Here is a 16,030-nt window from a genome sequence, read left to right as displayed (position 1 = left end):
TTCAGCTCCTGTATTGCTAATTATTTTCTGCCATTTTTTGAAGCATCTTTTGAGAAAAGTCTTTAATTTCCTCAATTTCATTCTCTATTATTGCCTCTACAATTTTCAAGTTCAACTTCTGGTATTCATGGACTGCAATATTTCTAAAACCGACCATAGCTTTCAATTTATCTGCCCTCTCTTCACTGATCAATTTATTTTGAGTCAGCAGATCAAAGGCCTCGCGACTATTTTGGGGCACTCCGAGATTCTTTTCTGCTACAATATGCATCGCAATATCAATTGCAGCTTCTGAGAGACGCTGAATATTTAAAATAATCGAATCCTGTTTTGTATAGTTTTCAAGATTTGTAGGATCACCCTGATATTCCTCATTAATCCTTTCAAGACAGCGCTTAACTGTTTGATTCTTATTAATCAAAATATCATCCATTCTCAGCACCTCTTTCAATTTTATCTATTATTTCTTTTCGCTCTTCATTTAAACGAGCATATTTTTTTAAAGTCAGCATCTCAAATTCCTGTTGCTGCTGCTTATCTTCAGCATAAAGCAACTTTCCCTGAATAATCTGCGCCTTAAAAACTGTAGAGGCCTTTTTCAGATCAATCAAATCAACCTCAATATTTAATTTGGAAGCCAGTTTTTGGGCTGTTAAAAAACGCTGATAATCATCTATCTCTTTGGAGCTTAAAAATGCCAGGTCCAGGTCACTATCCGGTCGCTCTTTGCCCTTTGCATATGAGCCAAAAAGATAAATCAATTCAGCCTGCAGCTCTTTTATTAAAAATGATTTTACTGCTTCGAAGTCAACTTTCATTTTTTCGGCCTCCAATTTAGGTCTATATTCCATTATATTATATTTAGTCGGGTAGAACAATGATAATCAGGAAAAATCCTGGGTTATTTTTCAAACCAGCGAAGCTTTTCTGGATCCCAGGTGGAGTTGATTTCTATTTCACTTAGGATAGAATTATAAATTGGTCTCAAAAACTTTTCTATATTATTAACAACAAAATCAAAAGATAAATTATCCTTTTTAATTCTTTTTAAAAATAACTGCCACTGTTTATTTTTTTGAGGATCATTTTTAAATCTCTCAGAAAAGACAAGCAAATCTGAATCTAATTTAGTATTTCTTTTTTTTAATGTTTCCTTAATGGATTTTTTCAAAACCTCTGACTCATATTTCTTCTTAAACATCAATTGAAAAATATCATAAAAATCTTTCATCCTTGAATTCAACAAAGCAAGGGAAATCATTGCATCAAATTTTTCTGCAATTACAGTTTCTAAAGAATAGGCAGTAATTTCTGGCCCATCAAAATCTAACAGCTCAGGATATTTTATTTTTACAGGTTCAGGTACAACTACATCTCCAAATCCTATATCTATTTGTAGATGCACTCTAGCATTTCCAATCAAAGCAACGATCTTAATCCTCTGACCCTTATAATCTGCTCCTTCAGTTATTGATTGACTCTTTATTTTATTAAGATCAAAAGAAATTCCGTCTTCAACTTCAATTTTTATAATCTTTTTTATGATCTTTTTAATATTGTTTGGATTATTATTCTGGTTTTTTAATAAAAAGTCTATGTCTTTTGTAGGTCTTCCCTTAAATTGATCCATCGAATAAAGCAATAAGCCACCTTTAAGCAAAAAATTATCTTTATATTCTGACTTCGAAAGCCTATATAGAAATCTTTCCTGTGCATATAACTGCATAGCCAGATTAAATGGTATATTCAATTCTTTTGAGATGTTTTTTAATCTTCCCATTACTGAAGCCGCAATATTTTTGCTCATACCAAAACCTCCAAATATTTTGTCAGTTTCTTTTCGGCTGAAGTCCCACTTGCATAATTCATCAATTTATTTATATTTTTATCTGAACGAGATAGATACTCTTTTAAACTTTCAATTAAAATGTCTTTAGGAATTTCATAACTATACCGAAAAGAATCAGAAAGACTTTTTTCAATATCATAAATCTTAATCTCATACTCATCTATTTTTTCTTCTTTAATACCATTCTGATAATACTTTTTAGAAAAATAATATAAATTAATCGGCGGATAACTTACACTTTTTATTTTTTTTTGATTGGGAATTGCTATCTGATATTCGAGCGGACTATAAGTTGTAAGCTCATAATACGAAAGAGCGGAGGCAAGACATACGACCCCATCAGGAATTATCATAGCTACATCGATCAATTCATTCAGAGAATTAAATTTCTCATCATTCCATTTATATAGGCCCCTTTTCAACTTTATAACTTCTTCATTTTCTAAAAGATCACTTAGATATTTTCGATGAATACCTTTTTCAGTTAAATCTTTAGCATGAAGATAACCTTTATTTTCATAAAAAAACTTCTTAATTCGGTATTTTGTTTCCGGATTCATTTTCTCACCTCCTTGAACTATTATACTGTATTATAAATAAAATTACAGTCGATTTGTTCATCTATGTTAATTATACTCCTTTTTAACCTGATTATCAACAAAATTTGCATCTCTTTGTAGGCTCAAAGCGGAATCAAGCCTACTTTTTAATGCAGTTGTCTGTCTATTTATTGACCTATCTTAAAACCTGTTTCAAATTGCGTTTAAAGACCTCATTTTCGGGCTCTCTTTCGATTGCTTTTTTGAAAAACTCTGCTGCCAGCTCTTTATTGCCCAGATTATTATTATAAATAGCACCGATCTGATTGAAGACATAGCCAGTTTTATCATAATATTCTACTGCTTTAACCAGCAGTTCAACTGCCTTTTTCCAGTTTTCCTGCTTCTGTTCTTCAATCGATTCCCTGAGCAGCTTAAAATATTTTAGATAATTTTCTTTAAGCTCTTCACTGCCGCAGATTACATCTTTTTTAGTCTGGTAAATTTTCTTTTCCGGCTCCAGCTTCAGCGCTTTTTTAATTGCCTTCTCAGCACTATCCCACTTCTGCTGCAGGATATTGACTTCAGCCAGGGTGGCCCAGAGATAATCCTGCTCAGCTTCAATCTCAATTGCTTTTTTTAAGTATTTTTCTCCCTTATTTAATTTATCCTGGCCAATTAGAGCTCCGGCCAGATTAAAATAGAGCATTTCCTGATTGAGATGGGGACTGTCCTTCAGCGGCAGTAAGATTTTTGATGCTTCTTTATAATAACCGTTATCCAATTTTTTAATTCCTGCTTTAAAAGCCTTTTTGTCCTTCATTTTTTGAAAAAATCCTTTGATTTTATTCAGCATTTTATCATCCTTTGTTTATTATTTTTGATTCATCTTTTTAATAAGTTCAAATAATCTTATATTTTTATAAATTTTTTCTCTGCCTAATTTTTCAGAGCTTAAAAACCCTTTACTTTCCAGGCTAGAAAGATAATTAGATGCAGTTTTACGAGTTACCCCCAGCCCCTGCTGGATATAGGATATTTTTGTATAAAATTCTATAAATAATAGATCTAAAAGTTCTCTAGAATAAATTTTGGGTGCTTTTTGCTGCATCTCAACAGCAGTTTCTTCAATTATAAGATTAATTTCTTTTAATACATTTAAACTTGCAATTGCTGTTTCTTCTAAAGCTTTCAAAAAATATATAATCCATTGATCCCAGCCCTTATTTTCTCTTACTTCTTGAAATAGAGAATAATATCTATTTTTGTTTTCAATAATATACTTGCTCAAATAAAGAATAGGGATGTTTAAAATATCTTTTAGTACCAAAAATAAAACATTGAGGATTCTACCTGTTCTGCCATTACCATCGTAAAAAGGATGGATTGATTCAAATTGATAATGAATAACTGCCATTTTAACCAGGGGATCAACTTCATCACTATCTTCATTAATATAATTTTCTAGATTACTTAGTAATTCTCTGATTCTTCTTTCTGATTCAGGAGGAGTGTAGATAACTTCTCCATTTTGAGGATTTTTAAGTACTGTTCCCGGAACTTTTCTAATCCCAGCATTATTTTTTTCGATAATACTCTGAATCTCTATAATCATATTTGTGGTTAAAAGCTGCTTTTCTTTTATTAGCTCAAATCCCCGCCAGAGCGCTCTTCTATAATTCACCACTTCTTTAGCAGCAGGATTTTTATAATTTTCTTTGCTCATTGCCCTAAATAATTCATCATGAGTAGTAATTATATTTTCAATTTCAGAACTATCTTTGGCTTCATTTATTATGACAGAGTTAATTAAAATATTCTTATTGGGTACTGTCTCTGAAAAGCCCTTCAATTCAGCCAGAGCCTTATGAGAACGAATTAATTGTTTTAAAATTTGACTCTGATCTGGATTTAGTTCTGGAGGCAGCATTTTTAAATTCTCTGCAGTCATATTCAACATCTCCTTGACTCAATTATACAGGTAATTAATACTTATTACAATAAAACATAGGTAAAAAAATAAAAAAATTACCCATATCTTAAGGACATGGGTAATGATTACAGATATTATTCAATTATTTCTTTAACTCTACCAACTTTGCCACTTTCCAACATAACCTTAATTCCATGCGGATGAGTTGCAGAATTAGTTAAAATTCTTTTGACAACTCCTTCAGTTAAATTTCCACTCCGCTGATCTTTTTTCTGCACAACCTTAACCTTTAAACCTTTTTTAATATCGGCTCTTTTATTTCCTGCCATAATTTTCACCCTTAATTGATTGGATTATTAAAACTATTAAACTTTGTGAAAAAACACACTTTAACCAGGTCCAAATAAGTGCTCGAGTTCAGCAGTATACTCAGCATAAACTTCTTCATTGATACAGTAACAGACTCGCGGGCCATCAATGCGGCCTTCTATCCAGCCCGTCTCCTTCAAAATTTTAAGATGCTGTGAAACTGTTGACTGAGCAATCGGCAGCTGATCGACTATACTGCTGACCATACACTGATTATCTGCAGGCAGTTCAGCCAGAATCTTAATGATTCTGAGTCGGTGGGGATGACTTAAACCCCTTGCCAGCTCAGCCAGCTGCTCAAGATTTTCACTTTTCTTTGCTCCGTTTTCTGATTTTTGATTCATCATATCCACTCCCGCCTGTCAGATTATACCTGTCAGATTACAGTAGTTAATTGTACACTAAATTGAAAGCATTTTAAAGAAAATGCACAAAGTTACTGCCCAATGGTGAAAATCACAGTGTTTTTGTTCATCCTACTTTTCTGCTCTAATGTAGGCAGAGTAAATATATTCATTGATATCAATCCCGGAAATCCAGTCTTCAACTATTTGATCACTGTGAGATTTTCTTTCGACCTCTATATTTTTAAATTCAAGTTCTTCTAGAATTGATAGTAATTCATCCCTTGCAATACTTCCGGTCACACAGCCGCTGTAGTTATCCAGATTGGCTTTGATAGCTGCCGGAAACTCCTCAGCTTTTAAAATATCAGAGATCGCCAGTCGGCCGCCAGGTTTTAATACTCTTTTTGCTTCAGTAAAGACTTTTTCCTTGGCCGGTGATAAATTGATTACACAGTTTGAGATAATTACATCAATACTGTTATCCTCTACAGGCAGATCCTCTATTTCTCCCAGGATAAATTCCACATTATTAACCTCATTTTTCTCAGCATTAGCTTTTGCTTTTTTGATCATTGCTTCAGTCATATCAATACCAATCACTTTTCCTTTATTTCCTACTTTACGGGCAGCTAAAAAGACATCAAAACCGGCTCCACAGCCTAAATCTAAAACAGTTTCTCCTGCTTTTAAATTAGCAATTGCACCCGGGTTGCCGCAGCCGAGACCATAATTTGCTTCTGCAAAAGCTGATTCCAGATCATCCTGACTGTAATCCATTTTTTCTGCCAGTTCTTTTGCCCGAGCCTCTTCCCTGGCTGAGCTTCCACAGCAGGAAGAGCTGCAGCAGCCACTGCTCTTATTCTCTTCTACTACCTGACTGTAATTTTCCTTTACCTTCTCTTTTATTTCTGCTTCTGATTTCTGCATCATTAATCCCTCCTGGGAAATAGTATAGCATAGTTATCGTTAATCGTAAATAGGCGATTAATTAATTAAAAATATATTGTGAAATTATATACTTTAACCAGGTCCAAAACGGCCGTTTTGGACCTGGTACCAAACTTATCTACCTGCAAAAACATTGATCAACTGAATGATCAGCATTGGCAGAATAATCGCTACAGCTGTCGGCAGCCACAACTCTGCTGGGATAGCCACTGTAGAAAGTATATTCTGCAGTGGTGCTAAATAAATTGCTGCCAGCTGAAATACTATTCCAACTCCTACCGCCAGCCAGAGATAATGATTTTCCAGAACAGTTTTATCAAAGGCCAAACCTGATTTGCGGCGGGCATTGAAAACATGGAACAGCTGAATAAAGGCCAGTGAGCTGAAACTTAGAGTCCGACTGATCTCCAGACTGTAGCTGCCATTTAAGGCCCAGAGGTATAAGAGCATCGGTCCTGCTGCCAGAATCAGACTGTGCAGGCCAACTTTTTTCTTAAAAGCCTTATCCATGATATTTCTTTCAGTTGTAGCCTCCCGCTCCATAATATTATCCTCTTCTTTTTCCCAGGCCAGTGAGAGGGCCGGGAAAACATCGATCACCACATTAATCCAGAGAATCTGCATTGCCAGAAGCGGCAGCGGCAGATTGAAGATGATACCTAAGAAAATATAAATTATCTTGCTCAAATTGTTGGAAAAGAGAAAGTAGATAAACTTCTGGATATTATCAAATATAACCCTGCCTTCGCGCACCGCAGTTACAATTGTGGCAAAATCATCATCCAAAAGTACCATATCCGAGGCCTCTCTGGCAACTGAGGTTCCCCTTTTGCCCATTGAAACCCCAATATCTGCCTTTTTAAGGGCTGGAGCATCGTTTACACCATCACCGGTCATGGCAGTAACTTCATTTTCTTCGTTTAAAGCTTCTATAATCTGCAGTTTATTCTTCGGGGTAACCCGCGAAAAAACAGAATTATTTTTAATCAGTTCTCTTAACTCACTAGCAGAAGCTTTAGAAATCTGCTGACCGCTGATTACATTATCACTGCCTGCAATCCCCACTTCTCTAGCAATAGCAGCAGCTGTATCCATCTGGTCACCGGTGATCATTTTTGTTTTGATTCCTGCTTTTTTAGTTTCTTTTATAGCTTCCTTTACTGACTCCCTTGGTGGGTCAATAATTGCTGTCAGGGCCAGAAAAGTGAGAGAGCTTTCAATCTCAGTCTGCAGTTTTTCTTCCGAATCTAAATTATTCCCTTCCTGATAGGCAACTCCCAGAATGCGGAGGCCTTCTTCCCCCAGCTTCTTATTTCTGGCTTGAATTTCATCAATTTTAGCCTCAGTTAATTCCTCTTTTTCACCGTTGATCATAATCGAATCACACATTTCAATCACCACATCCGGTGAACCTTTTAGATAAAGGTGTTCTCTGCCATCAGGCAGGGCATAGCTGACTGCCATATACATATAGTCTGAGTTAAAGGGAATTTCGGCCAGCTTCTGATAACCCTCTTCTTTTAAACTCTCCTTGGAAAAGTTAGCCTTCCTGCCGGCAGTTAAAAGAGCACCTTCTGTAGCCTCTCCGAGAACCTTATAATCACCATCTTCTTTAGTTAACTCAGCTGAAGTGCATAGCAGTGCTGCTTTTAATGTCAGCTCCAGACTCGCCTCAGCTCCCGGCTCAATCTTCTCATCCTCAAGCAGAAAATCACCTTCCGGCTGATAGCCGGTACCGCTAATTTCAATTAAGTGGTCATTTAGATAAATTTTCCGCAGTGTCATCTGATTTTCAGTGATTGTGCCTGTCTTATCGGTACAGATTGTAGTAACTGAACCCAGAGTTTCAACTGCCAGAAGTTCTCTGACCAGAGCCTGATGCTCGACCATCTTCTTCATCCCGATCGCAAGGGTTACAGTTGCAATTATCGGCAGGCCTTCGGGAACGGCAGCAATTGCCAGGGCAATTCCAGTCTTAACTGTATCATAGACCGGGCGTCCCATAACAATTCCGAGCACTGTCAGCACAGCAATTACCACCAGGGTAATTTTTATCAGGGATTTACCGAGCCTCTCCAGTCTTTTTTCAAGCGGAGTTTTCCCCTCCTTAGTTTCATCCAGCATGGCGCCAATTTTACCGATTTCTGTATCCTCTGCAGTTGCAGTAACCACTGCCTTTCCTTTTCCGCGGGCGGCTGTTGTTCCCATGTAGATCATATTATTTCTTTCAGCCAGTGTTTTTTCCGAATCAAACTCTGCCTCTGCCTCTTTGGCCACACTTTCGGATTCTCCGGTCAGCGAAGCTTCATTAATAGTTAAATTATTGGAGTCAATCAGTCTTGCATCTGCCGGTATCTGATCTCCTTCTTCGATAAAGATAATATCTCCCGGTACCAGATCAACAGCTTCGATTTCTTCCTTCTTGCCTTCCCGAATTACCATTGCCTTTTTGCTCAAAACATTTTTTAAAGAAGCGACTGCCTTCTGGGCCTGGTATTCAGTCACAAAGCCGATAATTGTGTTAAAGACAATGACTGCAAGAATTGCATAGCCTTCCAGAGTATCTCCGATCAAAAAGGCAAGTACAGCTGCAATAATTAAAATTATAATTATCAAATCTTTAAGCTGATTTAAAAGAATTTTCCAGAAAGAAACTCCCTCTGATTCCCGGAGCTTATTGGGCCCATGTTCTTCTTTCTTCTTTTTTAATTCCTCTGAACTAAGTCCACTTTCCGGGTCAGTATTGAAGTTTTTAATGATTGAATCAATTTTTTCCTGATAATATTCCTCTGCCAAAATCATCGCCCCTCTCTATTTATCTATTTTGCCAGCTAACAAATTTAATTGATATTTAGGCTGTTATTTTAATAATTCTTTATAATCTGGAAAATTCCTCTATCTAAAATTCATTCAAAAGAAAACCCTTCTGCTGATAAGAGCCAGAAGGGATTAGTAAAATTCTATTTGTGAATCATCGCACTTTAACCAGGTCCAAAACGGTCGTTTTGGACCTGGTTCAATAAAATATCATTTCTCCATTGAGTCATCAAAGGCCAGATCGGAGGGTTTAAAGTCAATCTCGCGGACAAAGTTGAGTGCCTCCCGGGCACCATAGATCCGGTCCATCCCGCTGTCTTCCCATTCTACTGAAAGGGGGCCAGTGTAATTCATTTCGTTAAGTTCGCGGATAATCTCATCAAAGTCGATGTCTCCGTGGCCGAGCGAACGGAAATCCCAGCCGCGGCGGCGGTCACCAAAGGGGAGATGAGATCCTAAAATACCTTCTCTGCCGTTTAGAGTTACTGCCGCATCCTTCATATGCACATGATAGATTCGCTCACTGAAATCCCGCAAAAAGAGATGGGGAGTCAGCCCCTGCCAGATTAAATGGCTCGGGTCAAAGTTGATTCCAAATTCAGGCCGCCAGTCAAACTTATCCAGCAGCTTTTCGGTTGTGTAAAAATCAAAGGCAATTTCTGTAGGGTGAACTTCGAGGGCAAATTTAACTCCATTTTCCTTAAAAACATCAAGAATTGGATTCCAGAGCTCAACTATCCGCTCAAAGCCCTCTTCGACCATCTCCTGCGTAGTCTGAGGAAAGGAGTAGAAAAACTTCCAGATTGGAGAGCCGGTAAAACCGGTAACTGTATCCACACCAAGGTTTTTGGCAGCCACCGCTGTCAGCTGCATCTCCTCTACAGCCCATTTTCTAATTTCAGCGGGTTTGCCTGCATACTTTTCCGGGGCAAAATTATCAAGGCGGGGATCATAGCGGTCACCCACACACTGACCGGCGAGATGGTTACCGATGGCCCAGACCCCGAGCTGATATTTATCCAGAATCTCCAGTTTCTTTTCTACATAGGAACTTTCCTCTGCCGCTTTCTGAACATCTAAATGATCTCCCCAGCAGGCAATTTCCAGACCATCATAACCGATTTCACTGACGGTCTGAGCTAAGTTCTCAAATTTCATATCTGCCCACTGACCGGTAAATAGCGTTACTTTGCGTCCCATAGTCAACACTTCCTTTCAATTGGCTATTTAAATTTTTGAAATTAATCAGTCAAATCAAGCTCAAAATTGCTTACAAATATTTGGCTAGTCTATTTCCACCCAGCTCTGCTCCCGACTGCTTTTTAAGATGGCTTCGGTAATCTTTACTTCCTGCTGGCCGTCAGCGAAAGTGGCAAAGTCATAATCAGCCGGATCCCCAGCAGCCAGGATGCAGTCATAAAAATCTTTAATTGAATTCTTTAAGCCTTCAGACCAGCCCTCAATATGACCGCCCGGGTAATAGCAGCGCTCGGCAGCCTTTCCCTCTAAAAGTGAAGGATCGCGAACTAAATCCTGATTGGCCTCTTCCCGATGACCAATAAAAAGATGGTTGGCCTTTTCCTGGGACCAGCTCAAGCTTTTTTTGCTGCCGCTGATCTCGATAAAAAGATCATTTTTGTGGCCGGCGTCAACCTGAGAAACAGTAAAATTACCGGCTGTGCCATCCTCGAGTTCAAAAAGCACAGAGGCATAATCTTCTGTCTCCACCTGGTAGCTTTCGTATTCTACTTCCTTTTCTGCCCGGGCAAAACTTTTCACTTCAGAAAGCGGTCTTTTCCGCTCCGGATGCACAATTTTTGTATTAGCAATTAAGCGCTTTATTTTCTTGCCGGTCAGATACTGCAAGAGATCACAGAAATGAGAGCCGATGTCAGCCACAACTCGCGATTTCCCACCTTTTTCTGGATCAACCCGCCAGCTGTAGTCGTTTTCAAAAAGCATCCAGTCCTGCAGGTAATGTCCCTGAATATGAAAGAGTTTTCCCAGCTCCTCCTGCACCTGATTCTGCATCTTTTTAACCAGAGGATAGTGGCGGTAATTATAATTCACTCCGGCATATATGTTTTTGTCTGCGATGATTTCTAAGAGCTCGCTGCCTTCTTTTGTATTCATCACCAGTGGTTTTTCGGCAAAAACATGGACTCCCGCCTCCAAAAAAGCCTTATTAACCGGAAAGTGAAGGTAGTTGGGTGTGCAGTTGTGGACTACATCCAGCTCTTCTTCTGCCAGCATTTCCTGATAATCAGCATAATATGCCGGAACATTCAACTTTTCTGCCGCCTTTTTTGAAGATTCGAGGCTGCTGGCTACAACTGCTCTGACTTCCACCTTACCGAGTCTCCTCAAAGCTTCAACATGGGCTGCTCCAACAAAACCTGTACCAATAATTCCAACTTTAAGCTTTGACATCAGATCACATCCTTTTCTGGTCGCTTAAATAAAAGATATTTTTAGAATAAAAATTATTTAAAAATTAAACTGTTTTCTGTTTTTTCTGCATTAAAACTGCTCCGATTAGAATTAGGCCCTTAAAAGCTTCGCGGAGAAATGGCGGTACCCCGAGCAGATTGAGCAGGTTATTCATAACAGCGATAATTAAAACACCAAGTAAGGTGCCGATAACCGTTCCCCGACCACCACTCATACTGGTTCCACCAACAACAGCCGCCGCGATAGCTTCCATCTCATAACCGCTGCCGGCATTGGCATAATCCATCGAACCGATCCGGGAAACCTGAATAATTGCCGCAAAGGAGACCAGCAGTCCAGTAATCGCATAAACCCGGCGCTTAACTTTTTTGACATTAACTCCAGACAGATTGGCCGAGCGCTCATTGGAGCCGACAGCAATTATCTGGCGGCCAAAGGTCGTCCGCTTGGACATAAAATATAGTACTGCTGCAATCAAAAGCCAGTAAATAATGGGCATCATGCGAAACCTGCCGATCTGAAAGTTTGAAATCGGCAAAAACTCAAGCGGCACCCGCGGGTTATAGCCCTGCATAAAGTGCTGGGTTACACTGCGGTAGAGCTTCATTGTAGCCAGAGTTACCACAAAGGGTGGTATTCCTCCCCTGGTAATTAAAATCCCATTTAAATTGCCCAGAAAATAGCCGAAGGCAAGTGAGACTAAAATTGCAATTAAAATTGCCGGAATCCCTTCGATTCCTAAATTTATTAAAATCCCATTGGGGCCTCTATCGATCAGCATCATCAAGGCTGCTCCAACTGCCACCATTGTCGAACCAACTGAAAGGTCAATCCCGGCTGACATGATAACAAAGGACATGCCTAGCGCTATCAGACCAACCCCGGCATTATTCCGCAGAATATTAATCCAGTTATTAGTCCAGGTGAAAAACCAGCTGCCAAAAGAATCATAATCAAAACCAAGACTCCAGGTCTGTAAAATAATCATCACTATCAGAGCAATCCCGGTGCTGAAAATTGGCTCAGTGGACCACTTTTTGATAAACCAATGCTTAAATCCCTGTTCTGAATTCTGTTTGTTATTTTTCTGCATCTTCTGCCCCCTCCTGCACTGAATTTAAACTGGCTCCTGTTGCCAGCCGCATAATCTCGTGTTCGCTCATCTCAGCCTGACTCAGCTCTCCCTGAATTACTCCGTGATACATCACCAGGGCCCGATCACAGATCCGAATAATCTCCTTGGCCTCACTGGATAAAATAACCACGGCGATTCCCTCTGCAGCCAGCTCCAAAATAATATCATAAATATCCTCTTTTGCCCCCACATCAACACCCTGAGTCGGGTTATCCAGAATAAATATTTCCGGGTTTGCAATTAACCATTTGGCAAGCACAATTTTCTGCTGATTACCTCCGGAGAGGCTATTGATGGAATCATTTTTTGCTCCCATCTTGATTCTAAGTCTTTCAACCTGCTCTTTAAATTCCTGCTCCTGTTTTTCCCGGTCAATAATTCCAAAGTTATCAAATAAAGGCCAGGTCACTATTGAAGCATTTTCAAAAATATCCATATCTTTGATAATTCCATTTTCTTTCCGGTCCCGCGGCAGATAGCCAATCCCCTTCTGCAGGGCATCGGTAGTATTTTTGATCTCTACTTGCTGATCATTTAAATAAAGTTCTCCGGCTTCAATCTGCCCACTGCCAAAAATAGCCTGGAAGAGTTCCTGTCTGCCGTCTCCTAAAAGACCGGTCACTCCGAGGATTTCTCCCTGATGTACACTGAAAGAAATATTTTTAAAATCATTATTATAGCTTAAATTTTCAGCCCGTAGCACTTCTCTGCCGGACTCGGTTTTTCGCTGCAGCGATTCAGTTCTCAGCTCATGCCCGACCATTGCTCTCGCCAGCTGGTCAACATTAACCTCGCTGACCATTCCCTCTGCCACCAGTTCACCATTTCTCAAAACCGAGTAGCGGTCACAGAATTCTATAACCTCATTTAGTTTATGAGAAATAAAAACTATTCCTACATTCTGTTTTTTTAGGGTCTTCATCATCTCAAAAACTCGCTCAATTTCCTGATCGGTAAGGGAAGTTGTCGGCTCATCCATAATGATAATCGAGGCATCCATCATAATTGCTCGCGAAATCTCAACAATCTGCTTATAGGAGGTATCAAGATCTCTGACCATCGTTTTAGGATCAAGGTCAATTTCCATCTGGTCAAAAACTTCCTTGGTTCTGGCAATCATTTTTTCTAAATCTAAGATTCTGCCTTTTTTCTTCAGCTCCCGCCCGATAAACATATTCTCATAAATAGGAAGATCATTGATCAAATTTAATTCCTGGTGAATAAAGGCAATTCCCGCATTCAGAGAATCTGCAGGTTTCTGAAAATTAACCTGCTGGCCGTCAATTAAGATTTCACCGCGGTCGGCAGGCAGCACTCCTCCCAGAATATTCATCAGAGTTGATTTGCCGGCACCATTTTCTCCAATTAGAGCACAGACTTCGCCTCCAGAAACTGAAAAAGAAACATCCTTGACTGCCTCAATGGCACCAAAAGCCTTATCGATATTTTTTATTTCTATTTTCATTTAATCACATCCCGTCAATTGAAATCAGAGGCTGTGGAATCCACAACCTCTGACTTACTTAGATATTTAACTTCTCTATCAAATTGCGATTAAATAGAGTCTGGTGAATTATACTAATTGATTTTAATAAGGAGAATCTGGATCTAAGAACTCTTTGTAATTTGTACGGTCAACTATAGTTGTTGGAATAATTTTTTCTTCTGGTACCTCTTCTCCTTCTAAAATATCGACTGCCATGTCAACAGCGTCTTTAACCATTGCAGGTGAATAAAGGGCTGACTGAATCCAGATATCTTCGTTTTCGGGCATCATTTCGAAGTATTCCTGCATACCGCCACCACCGGTGACTACTTTGATATCTTCGCGGCCGGCTTCTTCGATTGCCTTTAAAACACCAATTGAAGTTTCATCATCCATCGAATAAACAGCATCGATCTGGTCGTGTCTGATTAAAATATCTGACATATCACTTAAACCTGCTTCTCTGGTAAACTGAGTTGCATAGGTGTGAAGTTCATAATCAGCACCAATTTCATCCAGGGTATCTAAAAAACCTTCTTTGCGGAGCTCGGAAACTGAACCGGCTGTAGGTACTTCTAAAATCACAACTGTACCTTTATTTCCGATTTTATCTGAGATATAGTGAGCTCCCTGAACTCCCATATCATAGTTATCTCCAGCTACCCGATAAACTCCATCAACATCAATCTTGATGTCAAAGTTTACAACCTCAACTCCATCCTGAATAGCCATCTGAATTGGAACTTCCATTCCAGTCCACTGAGGGAAGGCAACTATTGCTTCTGCACCCCAGGTTTTTAGATCATCAAGCTGAGAGGTCATCTCGGAAGCATTGCTGCTGGTCTGAATCCGATATTCAATCTCGTCAGAAAGCTCTTCACAACGAGCTTCGGCATGATAGGCAACAGCAGCTACCCAGCCGTGAGTAACAGCAGGGGCTAAAATACCTATCTTATGCTTATCCTGAGCACTTACACTGCCAGCTAAAACAAGAGTTACCAAGAGAGAAAAAACAACCAAAAACACTAAAGCCTTTTTCATAATAAATTTCCTCCTTTTTAATTGAAAATCTCTATCAAATCCAGCAGCTAATACTGCTGTTAAAACCCCTGTCTGAATATCTTCTTTAACTGCTCAGAATACTATTAGAGCTCGGCTATATCTTCTAAAATTTCAACTGTGGTAATTAATTCCTCTTCTGTCATCCGATCAGTGGGAATACCCTTTTCCGCTGATTCAATAAAATGGGAAAGCTCATGGTAAAACATTGCAGTTGGCGGTAAATTAATTCCGGTTTCAATTTTTGGTTCCTGGGCTGTTTCAAATTCAACCGGCTCTCCCTCTGCAGGATAAAAAATCAGTTTTTCTTCGTTGACTAAAAGCCCTTTTTCAAAGTAGACACGCCAGCGGGCTGTAAAGGGGTAACTGGCATTGTACCAGGCCGCTTCTGCCCCCACATTTAGCTCACCAAAATTATAATTAAAGCGGTAGTGTTCCTTAAACTTACCGCCCCTGCTGCCGGCAGCATTAAAACTGTAGCTTTCCGGTCTGCCGAAAAGACTGATAATCAGATCAAGATCATGGATGTGCAGGTCAAAGGGCAGCAGACCACTCTTTTCTTTATCAAAGAGCCAGCCGCCAGCCGACCAGTCAGGAGCAGCAGTCAGGCGGGTAAAATAGGCATCCAGTACCCGGCCGTATTTTTTGCTTTTAACTGCTTCTTTTAGAATTTCTACTTCTCTGGTAAAATGAAGAACCTGACCGACATAAACCTGAGCATTTTTTTCAGCTGCCAGGGCAAAAATTCTATCTGCATCTTCCCGGTGCAGGGCAATCGGCTTTTCAATGATGACATTTTTCCCGGCATTTAAAGCCTGCAGAGCATACTCAACATGTAAAAAAGTCGGAGTACAGATGTCAACCAGATCGATCTTTTCTGCAGCCAGTAGCTTTTCTAAGTCCGAATAAATTTTGACTCCCCATTTTTGAGCCTGCTTTTTGTCAGCTTCCGAAGGACCGACAACTGCTTTAACTTCTGCCTTTTCTATCTGAGCGTAATTATTAAAATGAACTGTCCCCATCCCACCAACACCAACAATTACAACTTTTTGCATTCACTACCTCCCTTCCTCATTTGCTGCAGCTGATAATTTTGA

Annotated in this window: 16 protein-coding genes; all 16 read right to left on the bottom strand. The window is 39.4% G+C overall.

From position 1 onward, the window contains the following. Nucleotides 1–16 precede the first annotated feature (16 nt). On the bottom strand, nt 17–433 hold the full coding sequence (gene hepT, locus C8C76_RS05045) for a type VII toxin-antitoxin system HepT family RNase toxin (RefSeq protein ID WP_108139250.1): 417 nt from the start codon (nt 431–433) through the stop codon (nt 17–19). Further along, a complete protein-coding gene (gene mntA, locus C8C76_RS05040) occupies nt 426–818 on the bottom strand; it encodes a type VII toxin-antitoxin system MntA family adenylyltransferase antitoxin (RefSeq protein ID WP_108139248.1) in 393 nt (130 codons plus the stop codon). The genes hepT and mntA overlap by 8 nt, the downstream gene beginning before the upstream one ends. An 83-nt stretch (nt 819–901) precedes the next feature. Then, the gene (locus tag C8C76_RS05035) at nt 902–1,807 is read right to left on the bottom strand and encodes a nucleotidyl transferase AbiEii/AbiGii toxin family protein (protein ID WP_108139246.1); all 906 of its coding nucleotides are present in this window, start codon (nt 1,805–1,807) and stop codon (nt 902–904) included. After that, nucleotides 1,804–2,409 (bottom strand): type IV toxin-antitoxin system AbiEi family antitoxin domain-containing protein, encoded by a 606-nt coding sequence (locus tag C8C76_RS05030; RefSeq protein ID WP_108139244.1) that lies wholly within the window; start codon nt 2,407–2,409, stop codon nt 1,804–1,806. The genes C8C76_RS05035 and C8C76_RS05030 overlap by 4 nt, the downstream gene beginning before the upstream one ends. Nucleotides 2,410–2,584: 175 nt before the next feature. Beyond that, on the bottom strand, nt 2,585–3,244 hold the full coding sequence (locus C8C76_RS05025; RefSeq protein WP_108139242.1) for a hypothetical protein: 660 nt from the start codon (nt 3,242–3,244) through the stop codon (nt 2,585–2,587). 18 nt (nt 3,245–3,262) lie between these two features. Then, complete coding sequence (locus C8C76_RS05020) at nt 3,263–4,339, bottom strand: Fic family protein (RefSeq protein WP_108139240.1); 1,077 nt, start codon at nt 4,337–4,339, stop codon at nt 3,263–3,265. Nucleotides 4,340–4,455: 116 nt separating this feature from the next. After that, the gene (locus C8C76_RS05015; RefSeq protein WP_108139238.1) at nt 4,456–4,650 is read right to left on the bottom strand and encodes a YwbE family protein; all 195 of its coding nucleotides are present in this window, start codon (nt 4,648–4,650) and stop codon (nt 4,456–4,458) included. A gap of 60 nt (nt 4,651–4,710) precedes the next feature. After that, a complete protein-coding gene (locus tag C8C76_RS05010) occupies nt 4,711–5,037 on the bottom strand; it encodes an ArsR/SmtB family transcription factor (protein ID WP_108139236.1) in 327 nt (108 codons plus the stop codon). Between the two features lie 129 nt (nt 5,038–5,166). Then, nucleotides 5,167–5,967: an arsenite methyltransferase gene (arsM, locus tag C8C76_RS05005; RefSeq protein WP_375135258.1), complete on the bottom strand. Its 801-nt coding sequence runs from the start codon at nt 5,965–5,967 to the stop codon at nt 5,167–5,169. Between the two features lie 132 nt (nt 5,968–6,099). Next, complete coding sequence (locus C8C76_RS05000; protein ID WP_108139232.1) at nt 6,100–8,781, bottom strand: cation-translocating P-type ATPase; 2,682 nt, start codon at nt 8,779–8,781, stop codon at nt 6,100–6,102. A gap of 231 nt (nt 8,782–9,012) precedes the next feature. Beyond that, a complete protein-coding gene (locus C8C76_RS04995; RefSeq protein WP_108139231.1) occupies nt 9,013–10,002 on the bottom strand; it encodes a sugar phosphate isomerase/epimerase family protein in 990 nt (329 codons plus the stop codon). 84 nt (nt 10,003–10,086) lie between these two features. Beyond that, a complete protein-coding gene (locus C8C76_RS04990) occupies nt 10,087–11,232 on the bottom strand; it encodes a Gfo/Idh/MocA family protein (RefSeq protein ID WP_108139229.1) in 1,146 nt (381 codons plus the stop codon). A 64-nt stretch (nt 11,233–11,296) separates the two neighbouring features. Then, nucleotides 11,297–12,346 (bottom strand): ABC transporter permease, encoded by a 1,050-nt coding sequence (locus tag C8C76_RS04985; protein ID WP_108139227.1) that lies wholly within the window; start codon nt 12,344–12,346, stop codon nt 11,297–11,299. Then, nucleotides 12,333–13,853, bottom strand: a complete 1,521-nt coding sequence (locus tag C8C76_RS04980; protein WP_108139225.1) for a sugar ABC transporter ATP-binding protein — start codon at nt 13,851–13,853, stop codon at nt 12,333–12,335. The genes C8C76_RS04985 and C8C76_RS04980 overlap by 14 nt, the downstream gene beginning before the upstream one ends. 123 nt (nt 13,854–13,976) lie before the next feature. Next, complete coding sequence (locus C8C76_RS04975) at nt 13,977–14,915, bottom strand: ABC transporter substrate-binding protein (protein WP_108139223.1); 939 nt, start codon at nt 14,913–14,915, stop codon at nt 13,977–13,979. A 104-nt stretch (nt 14,916–15,019) separates the two neighbouring features. Next, complete coding sequence (locus C8C76_RS04970) at nt 15,020–15,988, bottom strand: Gfo/Idh/MocA family protein (protein ID WP_108139221.1); 969 nt, start codon at nt 15,986–15,988, stop codon at nt 15,020–15,022. Between the last annotated feature and the right edge of the window lie 42 nt (nt 15,989–16,030).

Origin of the sequence: Halanaerobium saccharolyticum (genome assembly GCF_003053565.1) — a bacterium.
Taxonomy (GTDB): Bacteria; Bacillota; Halanaerobiia; order Halanaerobiales; family Halanaerobiaceae; genus Halanaerobium; species Halanaerobium saccharolyticum_B.
The sequence above is the reverse complement of the archived record's forward strand: the minus strand, read 5'-3'. Positions and strand labels throughout refer to the sequence as shown.

Bases quoted from the DNA above. Each gene is read 5' to 3' on its own strand.
- C8C76_RS05030 (WP_108139244.1), bottom strand. From the start codon at position 2,409: ATGAATCCGGAAACAAAATACCGAATTAAGAAGTTTTTTTATGAAAAT.
- C8C76_RS04995 (WP_108139231.1), bottom strand. From the start codon at position 10,002: ATGGGACGCAAAGTAACGCTATTTACCGGTCAGTGGGCAGATATGAAA.
- C8C76_RS05010 (WP_108139236.1), bottom strand. From the start codon at position 5,037: ATGATGAATCAAAAATCAGAAAACGGAGCAAAGAAAAGTGAAAATCTT.
- C8C76_RS04970 (WP_108139221.1), bottom strand. From the start codon at position 15,988: ATGCAAAAAGTTGTAATTGTTGGTGTTGGTGGGATGGGGACAGTTCAT.
- C8C76_RS05015 (WP_108139238.1), bottom strand. From the start codon at position 4,650: ATGGCAGGAAATAAAAGAGCCGATATTAAAAAAGGTTTAAAGGTTAAG.
- C8C76_RS04975 (WP_108139223.1), bottom strand. From the start codon at position 14,915: ATGAAAAAGGCTTTAGTGTTTTTGGTTGTTTTTTCTCTCTTGGTAACT.
- C8C76_RS05025 (WP_108139242.1), bottom strand. From the start codon at position 3,244: ATGCTGAATAAAATCAAAGGATTTTTTCAAAAAATGAAGGACAAAAAG.
- C8C76_RS04985 (WP_108139227.1), bottom strand. From the start codon at position 12,346: ATGCAGAAAAATAACAAACAGAATTCAGAACAGGGATTTAAGCATTGG.
- mntA (WP_108139248.1), bottom strand. From the start codon at position 818: ATGAAAGTTGACTTCGAAGCAGTAAAATCATTTTTAATAAAAGAGCTG.
- C8C76_RS05035 (WP_108139246.1), bottom strand. From the start codon at position 1,807: ATGAGCAAAAATATTGCGGCTTCAGTAATGGGAAGATTAAAAAACATC.
- hepT (WP_108139250.1), bottom strand. From the start codon at position 433: ATGGATGATATTTTGATTAATAAGAATCAAACAGTTAAGCGCTGTCTT.
- C8C76_RS04980 (WP_108139225.1), bottom strand. From the start codon at position 13,853: ATGAAAATAGAAATAAAAAATATCGATAAGGCTTTTGGTGCCATTGAG.
- arsM (WP_375135258.1), bottom strand. From the start codon at position 5,967: ATGATGCAGAAATCAGAAGCAGAAATAAAAGAGAAGGTAAAGGAAAAT.
- C8C76_RS04990 (WP_108139229.1), bottom strand. From the start codon at position 11,232: ATGTCAAAGCTTAAAGTTGGAATTATTGGTACAGGTTTTGTTGGAGCA.
- C8C76_RS05020 (WP_108139240.1), bottom strand. From the start codon at position 4,339: ATGACTGCAGAGAATTTAAAAATGCTGCCTCCAGAACTAAATCCAGAT.